Origin of the sequence: Ahrensia kielensis DSM 5890 (assembly GCF_000374465.1) — a bacterium.
Classification (GTDB): Bacteria; Pseudomonadota; Alphaproteobacteria; order Rhizobiales; family Rhizobiaceae; genus Ahrensia; species Ahrensia kielensis.
Genome location: NZ_KB894535.1, coordinates 26,028 through 44,246, shown reverse-complemented (window position 1 = coordinate 44,246; position 18,219 = coordinate 26,028). Strand labels below are relative to the sequence as shown.

The following is an 18,219-nucleotide window of genomic DNA, read 5'->3' as shown; positions in this document are numbered from 1 at the left end:
TACTGACGCTTATTTGTCTGATTTGAAGGCAATTTTTTGATGGTCTCGTTTGCAATGGTAACTGCGCGTGTCCAGCAAGTTTTCAGCGAACTCAACGCATAATTTAAGCAGCTATATTTTTCAAAAACCTTGGTGCCGGACAGTCAAAGTCTTATCTTTCTTAGACCGTACTCGCCCTGTTACACGTACTAAATTGCATTGATCTTCACTTACCCTAAAGGCCATTTCTGGCTTCAACCAATCGGATCCTTTCCGTTTAGTCCGAGGGTAATTTTCAATTTTGGTGCGATCTGAGCGGTGCCCAGCTGCGTAAGAGACAGCTAAACTATCCATCGATCTTTTGGCTGTAGCCATACCAAGGCCGCGTAATGCATATGGCGAAAACGGTTTGATTTTATGCTTTACACAAATGCGTTTTATCATACCACGCAATTGATCATGATAGTGCCGTTCAGTTTTATGCTCTGAGGCTCTGCGCTTATATTCGCGGATAAACAATTCCAACTCAGAAATTGCACCACCTGTTAGTTTGAGCTCAAGATGACGATATGGGCCAAAAGTGCGCCCATTTGAATTCTTTGAATTCGGTAACTTAAGAAAGAAAATTACGCCATCATCCGTTTCACATTTTATATTTTTAGCACCGTGCCATTCGTTTGGTCGTGGAAAAAAGAGGGCCGAGAAAACTAGCCAATTGGCATAAAACAAACCTTCTGCATTACCGCTGTTGCGAAATACAGCTATTAAGCGATGCACATCTTTTTCATTTACGGTTTTCAGCTTTTTGGAGGACGTTCTCTTTTCATCACCACGGTCTTTCGGGGTCGGTCCATATTCTAACTTCTTTTTAAGTTTATCGGCAGTATCGGCCGAAAACTTACCCATGCCTTGAGCGCTTTCCAGATAAAGGAGAATGGACGCCGTATAACTACGAATGGTGGATTTCGAATAGCAAAAATGTTGTCCGCAAAACCAATCTATGAAGCCGTTATATTGAACGTTTTGGGCCCCCAAATTATCCTTGGAATACGAATTTAACATCGCCTTCATATGCTTTTTATATGTTCTTTTAGTCGCTTCCGAGATGGTTTCTGGAACCGGAAAAGAACTTGCTATCAACCTAGTAATGTATTGCTCCCCATGTTAGTGGGTTTTTATCACTCATCCCAAAGTCTATTTCAACCACAATCAATCAGCGCTACGAACGGACTTAGGCTCGATTCACAAATAATATACAGCCTGTATTTATTGACTGAACAGCAACCTCAACGTTTCGCAGTATTTCATCGCAGCATGGCACGCTCAGCGTCTTTCAAGCCGCTGCCAGCATGATTCATTTTGTCTCAAAATGATTCAAAACTGCTCGTTAAACATCGCTGCTAGCCTGATCCTATCAGGCAATAGTTGTGTTGAATTCCACTCATAACTGACCCAGAAGAGGTCAGGATTTCCACTGAGATATGCCCCATGTGAAAACTTGCCCCTGAACAGATGTGTCGGGGCTAATTGGAGTGATAAACATTGGATTTTTGAGCATCATTTGACGGTGGCCCTAGAGGGGCAAGATGACCAATGCCTTGCTCGATCGGTTAAAACACAGATACCACATACTGGAGACCGACAATGACAGTTACCGCTTCAAAGCCAGCTCTGTAATTGCAATACAGAAACGCGCTACGATCGAAAAGCAAACGTCTTCGTGGCGGCAATAACAATCGCTGCAAAATTCATTTGGTGGCTCTAAAGAGTCCTGATCCTAACTACTGTTTCAAACAGTCGCATGTAAACTAAAAACAATCAGTTTCCCTTGGCCGCAAGTCACGCTATTTTTCATTCATGATGAAAACGCTACGTCATCGTCAAATCAAAGAAACGGTCATTGCAACAATGTTTTGGCCACTCATGTTGTTTGCGTTTTTTTCAGTAGGCACAATGCCTTCATTTTCTAAACAAGGCATAGAAATCGTCATCTGTTCAGGTGACAGTCTGCAGACCATTACAGTCGATAAGAATGGCAAACCTATAGAAAACGATACGCACCATCCATGTGACTGGTCCATGCAAATGCATGCTGTTGTTCTACCCCAACCTACGTTCCTATTGGCACATGCAGTATTTAAAGATATACGCTTATGCACGCATGGCGAAGCACCTTTATTACTCCAAGATATTCATTATAGCTGCAACGCCAGAGCCCCGCCGCATTCGATCTAATTTCAATCCCAAATCATTGTAATTATATCGAAGGAGAGACAAATGGTCTCTATTGAAGCGACGCATGTTGCCGAACAAACTGCTACATCCAACCCTACAACATCTGCCCTATACCGCGCTGTTTGGCGATGGCATTTTTATGCAGGGTTGATCGTTCTACCGTTTATGATCCTGATTGCTGTGACCGGCGGAATTTATCTATTTAAGGATGAAATTAATAACACGCTCTATTCTGATCTTCGCATTGTCGAACCTATATCATCGCCCCAGCTTGCACCATCAGTTCTAACATCCAATGCATTGGCTTCTTACCCTGGCACATTGAAGGCCTATTTATCTTCCGAAGCGCCCAATCGCGCGGCAGAAGTCAGTATTGCAGATCAGGACGGCGTCAAGAACATCATCTACGTAAACCCTTATGATGGCACGGTTCTTGGAACAGCTTGGGATGTTGGTTCCTCGGGCACATCGTTAATGTATGTCGTGCGCAAATTACACAGCCTCGAATATGTCGGTTGGTGGGGCAATCGCATCATAGAAGCAGCCGCAGGATGGATGGTTCTACTCGTCGGAACCGGCATTTATTTGTGGTGGCCACGCTCTCGCAATGTCGGCGTCTATCTTCCACGCAAGACGAAAGGCAGACCGCTATGGCGTGATATTCATGCGGTGACTGGCATCTATGCGGCTATTTTTATCGTGTTTCTAGCGATGACAGGTTTGCCTTGGTCTGGCGTGTGGGGTGATAAATTCTATGAATTATCCTATGCTGCTGACCTTGGCATGCCAGATGGATATTGGAGTAAATACCCGACATCCACTGTCCCAGTTGGCGAAGCACTCGACCGCTCACCATGGGCGATTGAAAAGCAGCCTATGCCATTGTCTCAAGCCTCAGAAGGTGTCCCTGTCGCCATTGATAAAGTCATCGCCAATGTAGAAAATTTAGGTATTCATGCAGGTTACAAACTGAATATTCCAAGTACACCTGACGGGGTGTTTACAGCATCTGTTTACCCCAATAATGTTAGTCAAGAACGTATCATTCACCTAGATCAATATACAGGCGAGGTTCTGGTGGATATGGGACTGTCTGATCTAGGAGCACTGGGATGGGCTGCAGAATGGGGGATAGGTATCCATATGGGGCAAGCATTCGGGTTAGCAAACCAAATCGTATTGCTTTTAGCATGTATCGCCATGGTACTTTTGGCTGTTTCAGCTGCTATAATCTGGTGGAAGAGACGTCCCAAAGGAGCGCTGGGCGCACCAAAAGTTCCTGCCGATTGGCGCATCCCGCGCGGTGTGTTTGTAATAGCGATCATTGCGGGAATATTCTTCCCATTGGTCGGTCTGTCACTGCTCGTTATCGCTGCATTGGAAGTTAGCATTTACACGCTGAAAAAATTCCAACCGGCATAAACAAAGAAATATGGGTTCGGCAAAATACTTTGCCGAACCCAAAGAAATTTAAATACATTGAAAGTAATACTGCCTCTTAAATATCTAGGAAAGAATGCGGGATAAGAACCTTTTGGTACGCTGGTCTTTTTGCGTTTTGAAAAAGGTAGCAGGTGGTGCACTCTCAACGATTTCTCCGGCTTCCATATAAACAACGCGGTCGGCTACCTCACGTGCAAATCCCATTTCATGAGTTACAACCACCATGGTCATACCGCCTGTGGCCAAATCAATCATGGTTTCCAAAACTTCACGTATCATTTCAGGATCAAGCGCTGAGGTTGGCTCGTCAAAAAGCATGATCTTAGGCTCCATGCAAAGCGCTCGGGCAATCGCAACACGCTGCTGCTGACCGCCAGACAATTGGCCTGGAAATTTATCAGCTTGGTCTAAGATGTGGACACGGCTCAACATTTCACGTGCTTTTGTTTCTGCATCGTTGCGCTTAGTGCCCCGTGACAATGTTTGAGGAAGAGAGCAGTTCTGCAAAACGGTGATATGCGGAAACAGATTGAAATGTTGAAAAACCATTCCCGCCTCACGCCGCACGGCGTCGAGATTACGTAAATCGTCACCAAGCTCAATCCCTTGCACACTGACAAATCCACTTTGATGTATTTCTAGCCTATTTAAACAACGGATGAGCGTAGACTTGCCGGACCCAGAAGGCCCGCAAATGACAACCCGCTCTCCTTGTTCAACTTGGAAACCAATTGACTTCAAAGCATGAAACTCGCCATAAAATTTGTTGAGCGCACGCACTTCGATTGCATTGCTTTGTGGGGTCATGAATGGCTCCTTGCACGAACGCCATTTTCGAGATGACGAGCATATATTGAAATTGAAACACAAATGGCAAAATAGATGAGCGCAACGAATAAATAGCCTTCCGTCGAAGGAGCCGGCCAAGTTGGATCAGTTGCTGCACTACGTGCAGCGCTGAGCATATCAAAAATACCTACGATCAAAACCAGCGACGTATTTTTTACCATAACAATCGCAGTGTTTGTCAGCGGTGGAATTACATTTTGGATCGCCTGAGGCAGTATTATGTGCCAAATCACTTTCCAATAAGGTATACCAAGCGCCTGTGCTGCTTCACCCTGCCCCTTATCGAGACCTTGCAGGCCACCGCGAACGACTTCTGCGAGATAAGCGGATGAGAATATTGTGAGAGCGGCAAGCGTACGTCCAAGCTTATCAATCGTCCAATCGGGTGGCAGAAATAATGGAAGCAAAATTGCTGCCACAAACAATAAACCAACGAGTGGAAGACCGCGAACCAGTTCGATAATAAAAGTACAAACAGCGCGCGCGACAGGCAATGATCCCCGACGGCCAAGGGCCAGTAAAACGGCGATGGGAAACCCCATACCAAGTGATAAAACTGCGAGCATCAAAACGACAGGTAGACCACCCCATTTAGATGTCGGCACCGTATCAAGACCCAATAAACCACCGCCCATAAGTATCAGCATAAGCGCAATACCTGCTCCCCAGAGCATTATGAGTTTGTTGCCCCACATCCGCGGCGATAGTGACGCAAGGACCATCGCAATGATAAGCACGATAACGAGTGTAGCACGCCATTGATGTTCTGGAGGATATAGACCGAACAGAATAAGTCGTGATTTAGCCCCGACGAATGCCCAACATGCTCCACCATCACGGCAAGCCTCAGGCGTACCGCCGGGCCATGTAGCATTGAACAATGCCCAATTTAGCCCCGGCAATAGACTGATCACAATCAAAATAGATAGGATCGTTAGAAAACTAGAAAATACATCACCAAAAAATAGCTTCATCCAAGGTTGCTTGGGTTTGAGCGGCAATGCCGTAAGCGGGACGTTTGTTTCGCCGATAGCCATTTTAACGCTCCACCAATGCAACATGTGCATTGTACCAGTTCATGAAAAGAGAAACAGAAAGCGAGATACTTAAGTAGACACCAAGCATAATCATAATGCTTTCCAAGGCTTGGCCTGTCTGGTTGATCACCGTGTTTACGACGAGCCCCAGCTCAGGGTAACCAACAGCAACAGCCAGCGTTGTGTTTTTGACAGTCGACAAATACTGGGATGTCATTGGCGGGATTATGACTCGTAGCGCTTGCGGTAGAATGATTCTGAACATTATGTGTCGTTCACTCAATCCGAGCGCACGCGCACCTTCCCACTGCCCTTTACTGACAGCTTCGATACCGCCACGAATGATTTCGCCTATAAATGCAGACGTATAGAGCGTTAAACCAAATACGATGGCGACGAATTCAGGAGAAAGATATGATCCGCCACGAAAGTTCAATCCGGTCAGCTCGGGAAACTCTAATGAAACTGGCGCTTGAAAGAGCTTATATAATCCAGCCGATATGCCAACCCACATCAGGAACCCAGTGGGAATTATAATTCGTTTCTGTGAGCCGCGACGCAAAAGCCGAGTCACTTGCCAAAGCACTATGAGTAACGCGGCAACAACTACCAGCATAAATGGCAAGGCATTGGGGCCAGCCAAAAACGATGGCGCATATACCCCTCGCAGCGACAGGAACACGCCCGGCAGTGGGTTGAGTGCATCGCGTGGCGCGGGAAAAAGCGAAGTACAAACGCCATACCAAAATAGCAACTGAACGATCAGCGGGATATTCCGCATGATTGTAACGAATATCATTGCTTGTTTTGATAATAGAGGATGTAAAGACCGGCGTGCGAGGCCGACGGCTAATCCAAGCAGTGTCGCCAGCAGAATTGTGACAAAAGATAGCCATAATGTGTTGGCAACACCGACAACATAAGCCCATAAGAAACTGTTAGATGGATCGTAAGTTATAATCGATTCAGAGATTGGAAATCGCGCCGGGCGAGACAAAAAGTCCAAGCCAGTCCTAATGCCACGCTGCGCTAGGTTTTGCACAGTGTTGCTCCCGACCCACAGCAGAAAGGTTGCCAGACCGCCCAAAAGGGCGATCTGTGTAATCCAGCCGCGAAGTCGTGCGGAATACCAAAGAGTGCTGAACATAATTACTGGAATGCCAACGGGAACATAAGACCGCCATCTGTGAACAATGCATTGCGTCCACGCTCAAGATTTAGAGGGCTATCTTTACCAACATTGCGATCAAAAACTTCACTGTAGTTTCCGATCTGCTTAACGATCCGGTACGCAAAGTCATCCGTTAATCCGAGTGCAGAACCGTTACCAGGATCAGTTCCTAAAAAACGACGTATGCGTGGATCTTCGCTTTTAAGAGCTTCTTCTACATTATCTTTGTTCAAACCAAAGGCTTCAGCAGCAATAAGCGCTTGAATGGACCATGTTACAATATCCATCCATTGATCATCACCGGCTCGAACAGCTGGTGTCAACGCATCAGCATAATCTGTCGCCGGAAAGATTACATAATCATCGGGTTTATCAGACATCGTTGCCCGCACTGAGGCCAATGCACCTGCATCAGTAATAAGTGCATCGCAACGACCACTGAAAAACGCTTGGCGCGCAGCTGAAGTGTTGTCGAAAACGATTGGCTTCAGATCAAGGTCATTTTTTGCCGAGACATCATTGACCACAACCTCTGTGGTTGAGCCTGTCTGCACGCAAACAGATGCGCCTGTCATGCCCGTAACTTCAGTAATGCCAAGGCTTTTAGGCATCATAAAACCGGTGAACTCATAATAATTCGGTGTTGTGAAGTTTATGCCGTTGGCATCGCGTTGCAGCGTCCATGTCATAGTACGCGGCAACATATCGATTTCACCGGTTTGGAGTGCGGGTATGCGTTGTTGACCGGACAGCGGGACAAAATCAACGGCATCTTTGTCATCCAATACTGCAACAGCAACTGCCCGGCAGGTATCAATATCAAGGCCGCGCCAGTAGCCGTTGTCATCAGGTGCACCAAAGCCAGGTGTTCCTTGACTCGAACCGCAAATCAACCGACCGCGTTCCTTTACCGTTTCCAACATGGATTGTGCGCTTGCGGCAGTTGCCAACAAGCTAAGCGCTGCTGCAATTAGAATAGTTTGTTTCATTCATTTCTCTCCTTGAGGTTTTAAGCTAGTCATGAGGCGATTAAGTATGAAATTTGAGATCAATCGGCGGAAAGTAGCTGGAAAAACAAATCCAAATCAGCGCCTATGTCGGCGGGGTCTTCCAAACCAATATTGATACGTAATATTATTCTGTCATTTCTGGCGTGTGGTGTGTCTCTGTTTGCGGATATATTCATCGGCGCAATCAGACTGTGTGTTCCACCCCATGACGCACCAATTGCGAATACCTGCATTGCATCAAGCGCCTGATCTAAATTCGGCTCCCATGCTTCAGGTAAGACAACAGAAAACAGGCCACTTGACCCGGAAAAATCACGCTTCCAAATGTCGTGCCCTGGGCTCTCAGGCAGAGCAGGAAACAGCACTTCGCAGTCACCTCGCTCATTAATCTGCGCGGCAAATTTACCGGCAATCTTGCCCACATGAGTCAAACGCAATGCCATAGTTTCAAGGCCACGCAGCACCAGTGAAATTGCATCAGGGGCGGTATGCATACCAAGCATGCGCATTTGGTCACGCAAACCTTTTCGAAGATCAAGATCATTGACCGTAACAGAGCCCATCAATATGTCTGAATGCCCTGATGGATATTTAGTAAGCGCCTGCATCGAAAAATCTACGCCATGTGCAAGCGGCTTGAACAGAAGCGGCGTTGCCCACGTATTATCGATTCCGGTAAGTATATTACGGCCTCGCGCAACAGATACAATGGCTGGCACATCCTCCACCTCCATCGTTGTCGAACCGGGAGACTCCATCCAAATTAGTTTCGTGTTGTCAGTGATATATTCTTCAATCCCTGCACCTATGCCTGGTGGATAAGTGCTAAAGCTGATCCCACGAAGCTCAAGAAAGTTTCGACAAAAACCAATTGCAGGTGGATAGGCTGTCTCCGCGATCAAAACATGATCGCCAGTTTTCAATACAGATAGAAAAATGATAGCAATTGCCGCCTGCCCCGATGGAATGATCACAGTGCGCAGTCCACCTTCAAGCTCAGTTAATTGCGCTTCTAAGACGCGCTGCGTAGGTGTGCCGTGCATACCGTATGAATAATTATCAAGATCGCGCTGCCCGCGAGTGGCATATGCATCGGAATCTTCGAAAACAATCGTTGAAGCTCGGTGTGTAGGCACGCTTAAAGCAGCGTAGCCCTCTGTTGATATTATGGGATGATGTACAGCTTTAGTTGCGTCACGCATTGATGATCCTCTGAATTCCTAAACGGCACTATTGAGTGCACAAGATAGAAAATCCACTGATCTATAGCTATACATCCATAACTAAACCTGATAGGATTTTTCTATGAAGCATAGACAAGTCGAAGCGTTTCATTCAATTATGATTTCTGGCTCTGCGGTCAGGGCGGCCGAACTGATGGGGATTACACAGCCAGCAGTATCACGGTTGATTTCAGAGCTGGAAGCTGAGCTAAAGTTTCCTCTCTTCGATCGGATTAGGGGGCGTCTTGTCGCTACACCTGAAGCACAATTGTTTCATAGAGAAGTCGAGGCAAGCTTTACCGGTCTCGACCGGTTACGTACGGCTGCCGCGAGAATACGGGATTATGGAGAAGGCACACTACGCATAGGCTGTTTCTCGGCTGGTAGCGGTACAATTGTCCCAGCGGCTATTCGTAACTTCAGAAAAACCAACCCAAAAGTACGTATAACCCTTCACATTACTTGGTCATCAGCAATTCGAAACGGCGTGATAGATGGACAATATGACATAGGGCTTGCAGCAGATGAAATTGATCGCTCCGGTGTAGATACACAACTTTTTGGAAATTTTATGGGAGCTATCGCAATGCGTCGCGGCCACCCGCTCTCCATCCATGAGGAAATCTCTCCCGAGCTCTTGGCCGGACAACAGCTAATAGGCTTAGTGCCAGAAGATAGAGCTCGTCATAGATTCGACGCTGCACTTGCCGCTTCAAATGTTGAGCCAGACTACGTGGTGGAGACACCAAACTCTGTAACAGTGTGCGCGCTTGCACTCTCTGGTGATGCAATTGGTTTGGTCAACCCACTTGTAACAGATGGCTTTCAAGACACGCTAATTTTCAAGCCCTTCGTGCCGCAAATTAATTTTAGATCTTATATTATTTATCCTCCTGGCTCTCAAAAATCACAATTGATGAAAGCCTTTACCGCTTGTTTGATGGAGCAGAGAAACAAGTTTTCTACCACATACTTTCAATAATTCCTCCACCACATTTAAGACCAGCGCATTCCTCATATAATTAAACCAATCTGCTCATTGTGCGTTAATGGGGAACGGAGCATCCTACCCATCATTAACAACAGGCTTCTCCGCAGTGGATTTCAGAGAAAATCACTCTGTTTTTGTATAAACTGTTCCTATGCCTGCCGCCTTATTTCGCAGAGCAACTTTCCCCTCCTCCCAGTCTGAAGAACCAAGACCAAATTGTTTGCGCAACCAAGCAGTCGTAAGTCGCCGTGTCATCTCTAGAGCATCGGGGTTCTCAGTTTCAGTTTCTTTGGCATCCAATCCAGCAATCCCGCCAAGCCCATGCCCTACACCAGCGACCATCAGCAGTGCGTCGGCAGCGGGTGCACCGTAAAAAGCATCTGCGTGCCAATCAGGTCCACGACTGGTGAAATGAGGATCATCATCTGCTCCGCAGACCACAAGCGTTGGTTTTTCAATGCGGCTGAAGTCCACATCAAAAAAGGGAAACCGCTCAGCACTCTCGGGTGTCATGTCGTTACCGCCACGTCCCGGAGTGGCCAGCAAAATCCCGGCACAGATACGCGGGTCTGAGAAATTTTCCCCATTCAAGCTAGCCCCCAAAAGAAGTGCGCAAGTATGGCCACCGAAGGAATGTCCAGCAACTGCGATCTGAAGATGATCAAGGCGTTCCGCTACCGCTGGAGCTTGCCGTTCAATCTCGTCAAGTTGATCAAGAATTGCGCGCATTTCATCAGCCCTTTCGCGCCAAAAGAACGGGGCTTCTGGATGACTTGCATCAAGTCCTCCGACACGAGAGCTGGCGTGAGTTGGCTGAATAACGGCTAGACCGCGTTCAGCCCAGAATTGTGCGAGTGGCGCATAACCGTCTTTGGAAGGAATGTAATGCGACGGCCCAAACCCATGAGACAGCAAGACGATGGGCAAGTCGCGCCCCTCTGCCGGAGCCGTTAGTCGCAGTTCGAGTGGTGTTCTGCCGGGCATCTCAAGCTGAATAGGTGTATAGGCCACAGTCATTACAGCTTTAGGCGTGGGCAGATGACGCGCAAGATCAATCAGTCGGTTCATTTACTTCATTTCCTAACGGGACTTACTATTAAATTTAGATGTCTCGACGTCGCAGATTAAGCGGCGAAGATTCCTTCCTCGCGAAACCATGTTTCAGCATCCGCTCCTGCGGGTAACATCATTGGTGCGTTAATATCGGTGACCGCGCGCCAAACGGCGCTTGCCACATCCTGCGCTTGTGTAAATTCGGTTGTAGCTTTTCGGGCCTGAAAGATAGACTGCATGTAGGGCTCATATACCTCTGGCGCATCCATACCCATTCGCGCCACGGCATTGCGTCCGAAAGCTGTTTCTGGAGCACTGCCCGGTAAAACCAGCCTAGCGCGAACACCAAACTCTTCTGCCTCTAAAGCAAAGCTCATTGTGAAGGCATTTAACGCTGCCTTACTAGCGCTATAGATAGACAATGCTGGTAGGGCGCGTAGTGTGACGCTGGAACTGATATTTACAATCACACCCTTGCGCCGCGTTCGCATACTTGGCATGACGGCCTGCGTCATTGCCATTGCTCCAAGCACATTGACTTCAAAGAGCTCACGCGCTTTCGCGATTTCAGCTCCCTCTAATACGTTCAACATGCCCACCCCAGCGTTGTTTATCAGCGCATCAAGTGGACCAGCCTTTTCTAAGGCACTTGCGATACTGTTGGGATCAGTGACATCGAGCGGTAGCAACTGCAAACGATCAGATGAAGGTAATCCTTCGGTTGAGGGTGAGCGCATTGTAGCAACAACATGCCATCCCTCTTCGAGAAAGCGCTTAGCTATAGATTGGCCGAATCCGGAAGAGCAACCTGTGATGAGAACGCGGGACATTAATCAACTCCTTTATGTGCGTTTAAAGGAGATAGACAAAAAATCATGGATTATCTATATTCATAAGTCCAATCTAGACCATCAAAAGTCCAAACATTATGACTGATAACCCAACAGATCCTCTCTCCAGCGTAATTGCCCTATTGAAGCCACAGCCTTCAATTTCGAAGATTGTCGAGGCGAGTGGACAGTGGCAGGTCGAACGGCATGACATGGCAAGTCCGTTTTATTGCGCGGTCGTATCAGGACGCTGCTACCTCAAAATTCCCGACCGCGATGCGGTCACGCTTAACGCTGGAGATTTTGTTTTAATTCCTGACATCCACCGCTTTACGATGTCCAGTAGCCCCAATCCCTCGCCTCATGCGCCTCATTTGCCCCTTAAGATCGGACCGGGCACTTTCCATTTGGGCCCCGTTTCAGCGCCGGTTGAACTACGCGCACTCATAGGTCATTGCCAATTCAAGACACCCGAAAGAGAGCTTTTACTTTCGCTCCTACCAGAAATGATCCATGTTTCTGGGCATAATCGGCTCATGGCACTGGTGCATATGATCCATGAAGAGACTAGTGCAGATCGCCCAGCAAGAAGTATGATTTTGGAGCGTCTTCTCGAAGTGCTAATGGTCGATGCTGTGCGGTCGACATCCGGAAAAACTCTGCCCCCAGGTATGTTGCGCAGCATGTCTGACCCGCAACTCTCCAGCGCTCTACATCGTATTCACGCGGACGCATCACAGGCCTTGTCGATTGCTGAGCTTGCACGAGAATCAGGCATGTCACGATCCGGTTTTTTCGAACGTTTTCGAAAAGAAGTTGGCAGCACTCCAATGGAGTATGTCACCGCTTGGCGAATGGCCGTGGCGCGTGATCTATTGCTACGCGGCGGGTTGAGTAATAATGAAATCGCTCTTCGTGTTGGCTATGGCTCCGCAAGTGCTTTTGGCATGGTCTTCTCACGTCACCACGGCTTCTCTCCCAGCGCTTTTATTAAAATACACCGCGAGCTCGCATAAGCGAAGTACATAAAAATGAGCGATTTCTGGCGACAACTTGTCTCATACGAAGGCAATTGTTTGGTGAGCTTGCCTGCAATATTTACCGTCGCGTCCGAGCCATACTCAGCGAACTCATCGCATAAACAGAACACGATCTGTCATTTAACGGTGGCCAATATGCCAATGTTGAGCGCGAACGAGCTAGGCAGGCCGTCTTTGTTTGGAGGCGATAAATACTTATTGGCTGCCGTATTTATCAACGCTGCCGGGTCGCCTGATATCGTATTCTAAGAAAATACAGTTTTTGCCTGCTGATACTGCCCTGTTTCATGGCGATGTCGGATACCAAAGTCTTGCAAAGCAGCTCCATAGGAAACTAGTTTATCCGTCACTATTGCAGCGGGAGAACCATATTTGGAAAGCAGTTTTCGTAATACTTTTAATGCCGCGCGGCGATCTCGACGCTTTGAAACAAAGCTTTCCAGCACTGTTCCTTCTTGGTCAATATCGCGCCAAAACTCTCGGTGATTGCTTCGCATTCACCTGCCGGTCAACGGATAGTATCTTTCACCTTTTATTCTGACGAAAACCTCTTCTATATGTCAACGCCAGTTTGAGTGGCTCCCTGCCCGTTGATGCCTAACTTCTTTTGCCAACATCGGTCCAAAACGGCTCCACCAAGATCGCGCAGTTTCGTGACAAATATCGATTCCGCGTTCGTGCAGAATATCCTCCACTTGCCGTAAACTGAGTGGAAACCGAACATAATACATCACCGCTAGTTTGATGATTTCAGGCGAAGTTTTAAAATACTTGAAAGGGTTTTTCGTTGTCATGGCAGAAAATTATCGCGGTTTTCAAATAGCGGTAATTCACTGACTCCCCCGTCCGCGGTGTCAATTTAGGCAAGCCCGTCGTGCGTGAGGCAGGCCTAGAAATTAAGCGATAATTGCCCTATTAACGTTGCTCCACTCTGCGATTGAACCGAAGCGAAGACAAAAATGCTAAGCAAATTAATCCTGCGCCAATTAAGCCGGTAACAATTTCAGGTACATGGAATACCGCTTGCAAAAACATAATCATCGAAAGTGCTAAGATTGCATAGAATGCACCATGTTCAAGGTATCGATAATCATTAAGAGTTCGATTATCGACAAGCATAATTGTCATCGCCCGTACATACATTGCTCCGATACCAAGGCCGATAGCGATGATAAAAAGGTTTTGAGTTAAAGCGAACGCGCCAACGACACCGTCAAACGAAAAGCTTGCATCGAGGACTTCTAAGTAAAGAAATGCACCTAATCCGCCGCTCACAGCAACATCTCGCCCAGTGCTTCGGTCCAAAAAATGACCTAAGCTCGACACTGCGAGAAAAGTCAGAATGCCCCATGAACCTGCGATGACGAAATCAGCCTGCTGCTCATCTGAAAGCGCCATGGACACGCCCAGCAATAGCGCAAGAACAATAGCAACACCTGCTCCCTTGACGTTGCCAAGTAACGCGCTTCTCGCTTCAATCCATAATGCCCAATGCACTTCCTTTTTTGTATCGAGAAAGAAATCCAGCGCGACGAGCATTAGAAAACTACCGCCAAAAGCAGCAATCGACATATGCGCCTGCGACATAATTTTTGCATATTCTGAAGGCTCGCTCCAAGCTAGTTGAACCGCTGCCCAAGGCGATATAGCGGCTGCTATGCATACAACAGCCAATGGGAAAATTATCCGCATGCCAAACACGGCAATGAGAATTCCCCATGTTAAAAAGCGCTGCCGCCATATCGGTGACATGTCACGCAGCTTGTTAGCATTTACAATTGCATTGTCGAATGAAAGAGAAATTTCCAGTATCGACAATATAGCCGTAATGAAGAATGCCCCGGCAGCACCAGCAAGCGTGCCGCTAACGCTCCATCCCAACCAAGCACCAAGAAATAGCCCAAGCACCGTCACAATGGCGGGCCATTTAAAATAGTCTATCATATCTCAAAATCTCCTGTCGGGATAAGCCTCACGAATACGTGAGTGCCGCGATCTCGTACTTCTCATTGCTACGGATGAGCTGTTTCGTATATTCGTGTTGCGGCGATCCGAAAATGTTTGCCGGCGTATTTTGCTCAACAAGCTCGCCCGCTTGAAACACCATTATCCAATCAGCAAATGCCCGTACCAATGGTAAGTCGTGAGCAACGAAGAGATATGCAATACCCAGTTCGCGTTGCAGCGACTGTAAGAGCTCCACGATTTGTGCTTGGATTGATGCATCAAGAGCAGAAACAGCTTCATCACAAATCAAAATTTCTGGATTGAGTGCAAGCGCGCGTGCAATAGCGATACGCTGCTTCTGACCACCAGAGAATTGCCCAGCATGCCTTGTTGCATGTTCCGAACTTAAACCAACAAGCTCCAATAACTCAACAATACGGTCACGGTGACGTTTCGGTGGCAGGACGTCACGATGAATTCTCCAAGGTTCAGATATTATCGCACTGACACTCCAACGTGGGTTGAGAGATTGTCCTGGGTCCTGAAAGATCATCTGCATTCTGCGACGCACTTGACCACGCTCCGCGGCTGTGGCGTTGACGAGATCTTGCTTATCAAGATGAATTGTTCCGTGTGACGGTTTTTCCATCATCAGTAAGCTGCGAGTTAGAGTCGATTTCCCTGATCCACTTTCGCCTACAACTGCAACAGTCTCGCCTGAATGAAGGTCAAAAGAGATATCTTTCAAAACCTGCACAGTTCCATAAGTCTGCGCTAAATTACGGACTTTAAGTAGCGGGTCCCCATCTGGGCGACTTGCATCTTTGCGCACCTGCCCCGGAACGGCTTGTAGAAGCTTACGCGTATAAGGGTGCGAAGGCGCTTTGACGATTACCTCTGACACACCCTGCTCAACAATTTCGCCATCTTTCATAACCAGTAATCGATCAGCGACTTTCGAAACCAACCCTAGATCATGAGAAATCATAATCATCGCCAGTCCCATCTCTTCGCGCAACTCAACAAGCAACTCAATAATTTCGCTCTGCACAGTAACGTCAAGCGCGGTTGTCGGCTCATCAGCGATCAAAATTTCAGGCTTCATCGCAAGAGCCATTGCGATCATCAAACGTTGGCGTTGGCCACCTGAAAACTGATGAGGATAAGCATCGAGACGTTTGCTAGCGTCAGGAATACGAACGCGCTTTGCTAATTCAAGCGTCCGTTCACGCGCCTCATGTCGCGAGACACCGTGCAGTGTCATCATTTCCATTATCTGTCTGCCAACCTTCTGAACAGGATTCAGATAAGCAGCAGGGTCCTGGAATACCATAGCTATGCGGCGTCCATTAATATCTCGACGCGCTCTTTCAGAAATCTGCAACAGGTCTACCCCGTCAAACAGCACTTCCCCCGAAGTAATTCGCGCAGGTGGTTGATCAAGTAGCCCCATAATAGCGCTAGTAGATACCGACTTACCTGATCCACTCTCTCCAAGAATACCGAGCGTTTCCCCTTTATTAAGATGAAAACTTACCCCTTTGACTGCGCGTGTAATGCCCCGCCCACCATGAAATTCAATGCTAAGGTTTCGAACGTCGAGAAGATGCTCCACTTTGTTTCCCATCATAATTCCAACCTCCAACGTTGTGCTGGATCAAAAGCAAGGCGCATCCAATTTGATAATAATGCCAGTGATAAAGTTGTCAGAATGATCGCAAGGCCTGGCCAGAATGAAAGCCACCAAGCTTGTGTAAGGTAAGGCTTTCCTTGTGCGACCATCATACCCCAAGTGATATCAGGTGGTTGAATTCCTATACCCAAGAATGACAACGAACTTTCAGCGAGAACAACGAATGCAAACTCAAGCGTCGCAATTGTCATTAAAGTAGGCAGCACGATTGGCAGTATATGTGTCAAAATAATGCGCAGGTGTGAAGCTCCCATCACTGCCGAAGCCTGCACGAACATGCGTTTGCGTATTTCCATCACTTCAGCACGGGTCGTACGTAAATAAACAGGAATCCGCGTAATTGTCAGAACAATCACAAGATTAAAAATCGATGGCTCAAGCATATAAAGAACGATGACCGCCAATAATAATGATGGAAACGACATTATGATGTCTGCGACACGCATCAAAATTTGAGAGATTGTCCCGCCCACATAGCCTGCGATAAGGCCTAGCCCGCTACCGACGCCAAGTGCAAAAACCACAGAACAACCTGCAATAAGCAGCGTGTTTTGAGCAGCCACGATGATGCGCGGCAGTATAGGCCGACCCAAAGCATCAGCACCTAGTACAAAAAGCCAATTACGTCCAAAATCAAAAGGAGGTGCATTGCGACCTCTTAGGTCCGTTGATGATGCAGCATCAACTAGAATTGGAGCGACAAAAAGCGCAGCAAGTACCAACACAAACAACAACATAGCAGCAGCCAGGGCTGCAGGGTTGCGACGCAAAAGAGCCATGGTACTCGGAGGGGTTATGTGCTCAGGCACGAGTTCGGGGGTCGAGTGCTGCATAAGATAAATCAATCAAAATGTTCATGAGAAGAATGGCGATCGCTGTGACGACAATGGAGGCTAAAATAACCGAAAAATCGCGCATAAGAATCGAGTCGATCATCAGCTTACCCACACCAGGAAACCCGAAAATTGTCTCTACGATTACAGCACCATTTAACATGCCTGCAGCTTGGTCTCCCATTACGGTAACTATTGGCAGAGCCGCATTTCGCAAAGAATGCCCGAAAATAATCCGGCGGGGGCCTGCCCCCTTTGCACGTGCTGTTTTTGTATAAGGCGCATGCAGTGCGGCAATCATGGAGTTGCGTACAACTTGTGTAATAAGCCCAAAGGGACGAATGAATAATATTGCTACGGGTAAAACCCAATGCAAAAGACTTCCTGTACCCGAAGTTGGCAACCAACCAAAACCAATGGAGAATATAAGAATTCCAACGATGGCTATCCAAAAATCTGGCGCACTAGCACCTATTAGTGAAACGACTGTAGCGACCCGATCAAAAAGACCGCCAACGTTAAATGCTGCCAGTGAACCGATCACTGTGGCCACAAGAATGACGAGTGCTATCGTTATTAATGCCAACTGTAAGGTCCAGATGAAGGCTTCAAGCACCATTTCAAGCGCTGGGCGCGAGGTACGCAGGCTTTTGCCAAAATCAAACTGCACAATATCTTTTGCAAAACTGCTGAACTGAACGATGAGCGGATCATTTAACCCATTGATTTCGCGAAAATTTTCACGAGATTCAATAGAAGCATCGAGAGGCAAGTAAAGCGCTGAAGGATCCCCCGTCAATCGTGATAGAAAGAACACGATGACGATTAGCGCAGCGAGCGATAGCAAGCTTGAGATCAACCGATTGCGAAGATGTTTTAGCATGA

Annotated in this window: 16 protein-coding genes and 1 pseudogene; 4 read left to right on the top strand and 13 right to left on the bottom strand. The window is 47.3% G+C overall.

What is annotated here, in order from left to right; genetic code table 11:
- Nucleotides 1-120: 120 nt before the first annotated feature.
- Nucleotides 121-1,119, bottom strand: a complete 999-nt coding sequence (locus tag C504_RS0116040; RefSeq protein ID WP_156815982.1) for a hypothetical protein — start codon at nucleotides 1,117-1,119, stop codon at nucleotides 121-123.
- Nucleotides 1,120-1,562: 443 nt separating this feature from the next.
- Between C504_RS0116040 and C504_RS18630 the strand changes: the two are divergent.
- Both C504_RS18630 and C504_RS0116030 read left to right on the top strand, forming a co-directional pair.
- Nucleotides 1,563-1,712, top strand: a pseudogene (locus tag C504_RS18630) (ATP-binding protein); the annotation flags it as partial.
- Between the two features lie 544 nt (nucleotides 1,713-2,256).
- Nucleotides 2,257-3,636, top strand: coding sequence for a PepSY-associated TM helix domain-containing protein (locus tag C504_RS0116030; protein ID WP_018690389.1), 1,380 nt, complete (start codon nucleotides 2,257-2,259; stop codon nucleotides 3,634-3,636).
- 84 nt (nucleotides 3,637-3,720) lie between these two features.
- Here the strand turns inward: C504_RS0116030 and C504_RS0116025 are convergent, their stop codons facing one another.
- Genes C504_RS0116025 through C504_RS0116005 form a run of 5 tightly spaced genes read right to left on the bottom strand, consistent with a single transcriptional unit; the run spans nucleotide 3,721 to nucleotide 8,926 of the window.
- Nucleotides 3,721-4,464 (bottom strand): amino acid ABC transporter ATP-binding protein, encoded by a 744-nt coding sequence (locus C504_RS0116025; RefSeq protein ID WP_018690388.1) that lies wholly within the window; start codon nucleotides 4,462-4,464, stop codon nucleotides 3,721-3,723.
- Nucleotides 4,461-5,543 carry an amino acid ABC transporter permease gene (locus C504_RS0116020; RefSeq protein WP_018690387.1) on the bottom strand — a complete coding sequence of 361 codons (1,083 nt, stop codon included), beginning with the start codon at nucleotides 5,541-5,543 and terminating at the stop codon, nucleotides 4,461-4,463. The genes C504_RS0116025 and C504_RS0116020 overlap by 4 nt, the downstream gene beginning before the upstream one ends.
- Before the next feature lies 1 nt (nucleotide 5,544).
- The gene (locus tag C504_RS0116015) at nucleotides 5,545-6,690 is read right to left on the bottom strand and encodes an amino acid ABC transporter permease (protein ID WP_018690386.1); all 1,146 of its coding nucleotides are present in this window, start codon (nucleotides 6,688-6,690) and stop codon (nucleotides 5,545-5,547) included.
- Nucleotides 6,691-6,692: 2 nt separating this feature from the next.
- The gene (locus C504_RS0116010) at nucleotides 6,693-7,703 is read right to left on the bottom strand and encodes an amino acid ABC transporter substrate-binding protein (protein WP_018690385.1); all 1,011 of its coding nucleotides are present in this window, start codon (nucleotides 7,701-7,703) and stop codon (nucleotides 6,693-6,695) included.
- A 59-nt stretch (nucleotides 7,704-7,762) separates the two neighbouring features.
- Complete coding sequence (locus C504_RS0116005; protein ID WP_018690384.1) at nucleotides 7,763-8,926, bottom strand: trans-sulfuration enzyme family protein; 1,164 nt, start codon at nucleotides 8,924-8,926, stop codon at nucleotides 7,763-7,765.
- Between the two features lie 103 nt (nucleotides 8,927-9,029).
- Between C504_RS0116005 and C504_RS0116000 the strand changes: the two genes are divergently transcribed.
- On the top strand, nucleotides 9,030-9,929 hold the full coding sequence (locus tag C504_RS0116000) for a LysR family transcriptional regulator (RefSeq protein ID WP_041951799.1): 900 nt from the start codon (nucleotides 9,030-9,032) through the stop codon (nucleotides 9,927-9,929).
- Nucleotides 9,930-10,061: 132 nt separating this feature from the next.
- Here C504_RS0116000 and C504_RS0115995 read toward each other — a convergent pair whose 3' ends face one another.
- A complete protein-coding gene (locus C504_RS0115995) occupies nucleotides 10,062-11,006 on the bottom strand; it encodes an alpha/beta hydrolase family protein (RefSeq protein WP_018690382.1) in 945 nt (314 codons plus the stop codon).
- Between the two features lie 56 nt (nucleotides 11,007-11,062).
- Nucleotides 11,063-11,821, bottom strand: coding sequence for an SDR family oxidoreductase (locus C504_RS0115990; protein ID WP_018690381.1), 759 nt, complete (start codon nucleotides 11,819-11,821; stop codon nucleotides 11,063-11,065).
- A 98-nt stretch (nucleotides 11,822-11,919) separates the two neighbouring features.
- Between C504_RS0115990 and C504_RS0115985 the strand changes: the two genes are divergently transcribed.
- On the top strand, nucleotides 11,920-12,837 hold the full coding sequence (locus tag C504_RS0115985; protein ID WP_026317587.1) for an AraC family transcriptional regulator: 918 nt from the start codon (nucleotides 11,920-11,922) through the stop codon (nucleotides 12,835-12,837).
- A 269-nt stretch (nucleotides 12,838-13,106) separates the two neighbouring features.
- Here C504_RS0115985 and C504_RS18435 read toward each other — a convergent pair whose 3' ends face one another.
- The 5 genes from C504_RS18435 to C504_RS0115950 all read right to left on the bottom strand — a co-directional run bounded on the left by C504_RS18435 (nucleotide 13,107) and on the right by C504_RS0115950 (nucleotide 18,217).
- Nucleotides 13,107-13,358, bottom strand: a complete 252-nt coding sequence (locus C504_RS18435; RefSeq protein WP_018690379.1) for a DDE-type integrase/transposase/recombinase — start codon at nucleotides 13,356-13,358, stop codon at nucleotides 13,107-13,109.
- A 418-nt stretch (nucleotides 13,359-13,776) separates the two neighbouring features.
- Nucleotides 13,777-14,805, bottom strand: coding sequence for a DUF475 domain-containing protein (locus tag C504_RS0115965; protein WP_018690376.1), 1,029 nt, complete (start codon nucleotides 14,803-14,805; stop codon nucleotides 13,777-13,779).
- A 28-nt stretch (nucleotides 14,806-14,833) separates the two neighbouring features.
- On the bottom strand, nucleotides 14,834-16,438 hold the full coding sequence (locus tag C504_RS0115960) for a dipeptide ABC transporter ATP-binding protein (RefSeq protein WP_018690375.1): 1,605 nt from the start codon (nucleotides 16,436-16,438) through the stop codon (nucleotides 14,834-14,836).
- A complete protein-coding gene (locus tag C504_RS0115955; protein ID WP_018690374.1) occupies nucleotides 16,435-17,280 on the bottom strand; it encodes an ABC transporter permease in 846 nt (281 codons plus the stop codon). The genes C504_RS0115960 and C504_RS0115955 overlap by 4 nt, the downstream gene beginning before the upstream one ends.
- Before the next feature lie 22 nt (nucleotides 17,281-17,302).
- Entirely contained in the window at nucleotides 17,303-18,217 is a 915-nt protein-coding gene (locus tag C504_RS0115950; protein ID WP_018690373.1) for an ABC transporter permease, read from the bottom strand.
- Between the last annotated feature and the right edge of the window lie 2 nt (nucleotides 18,218-18,219).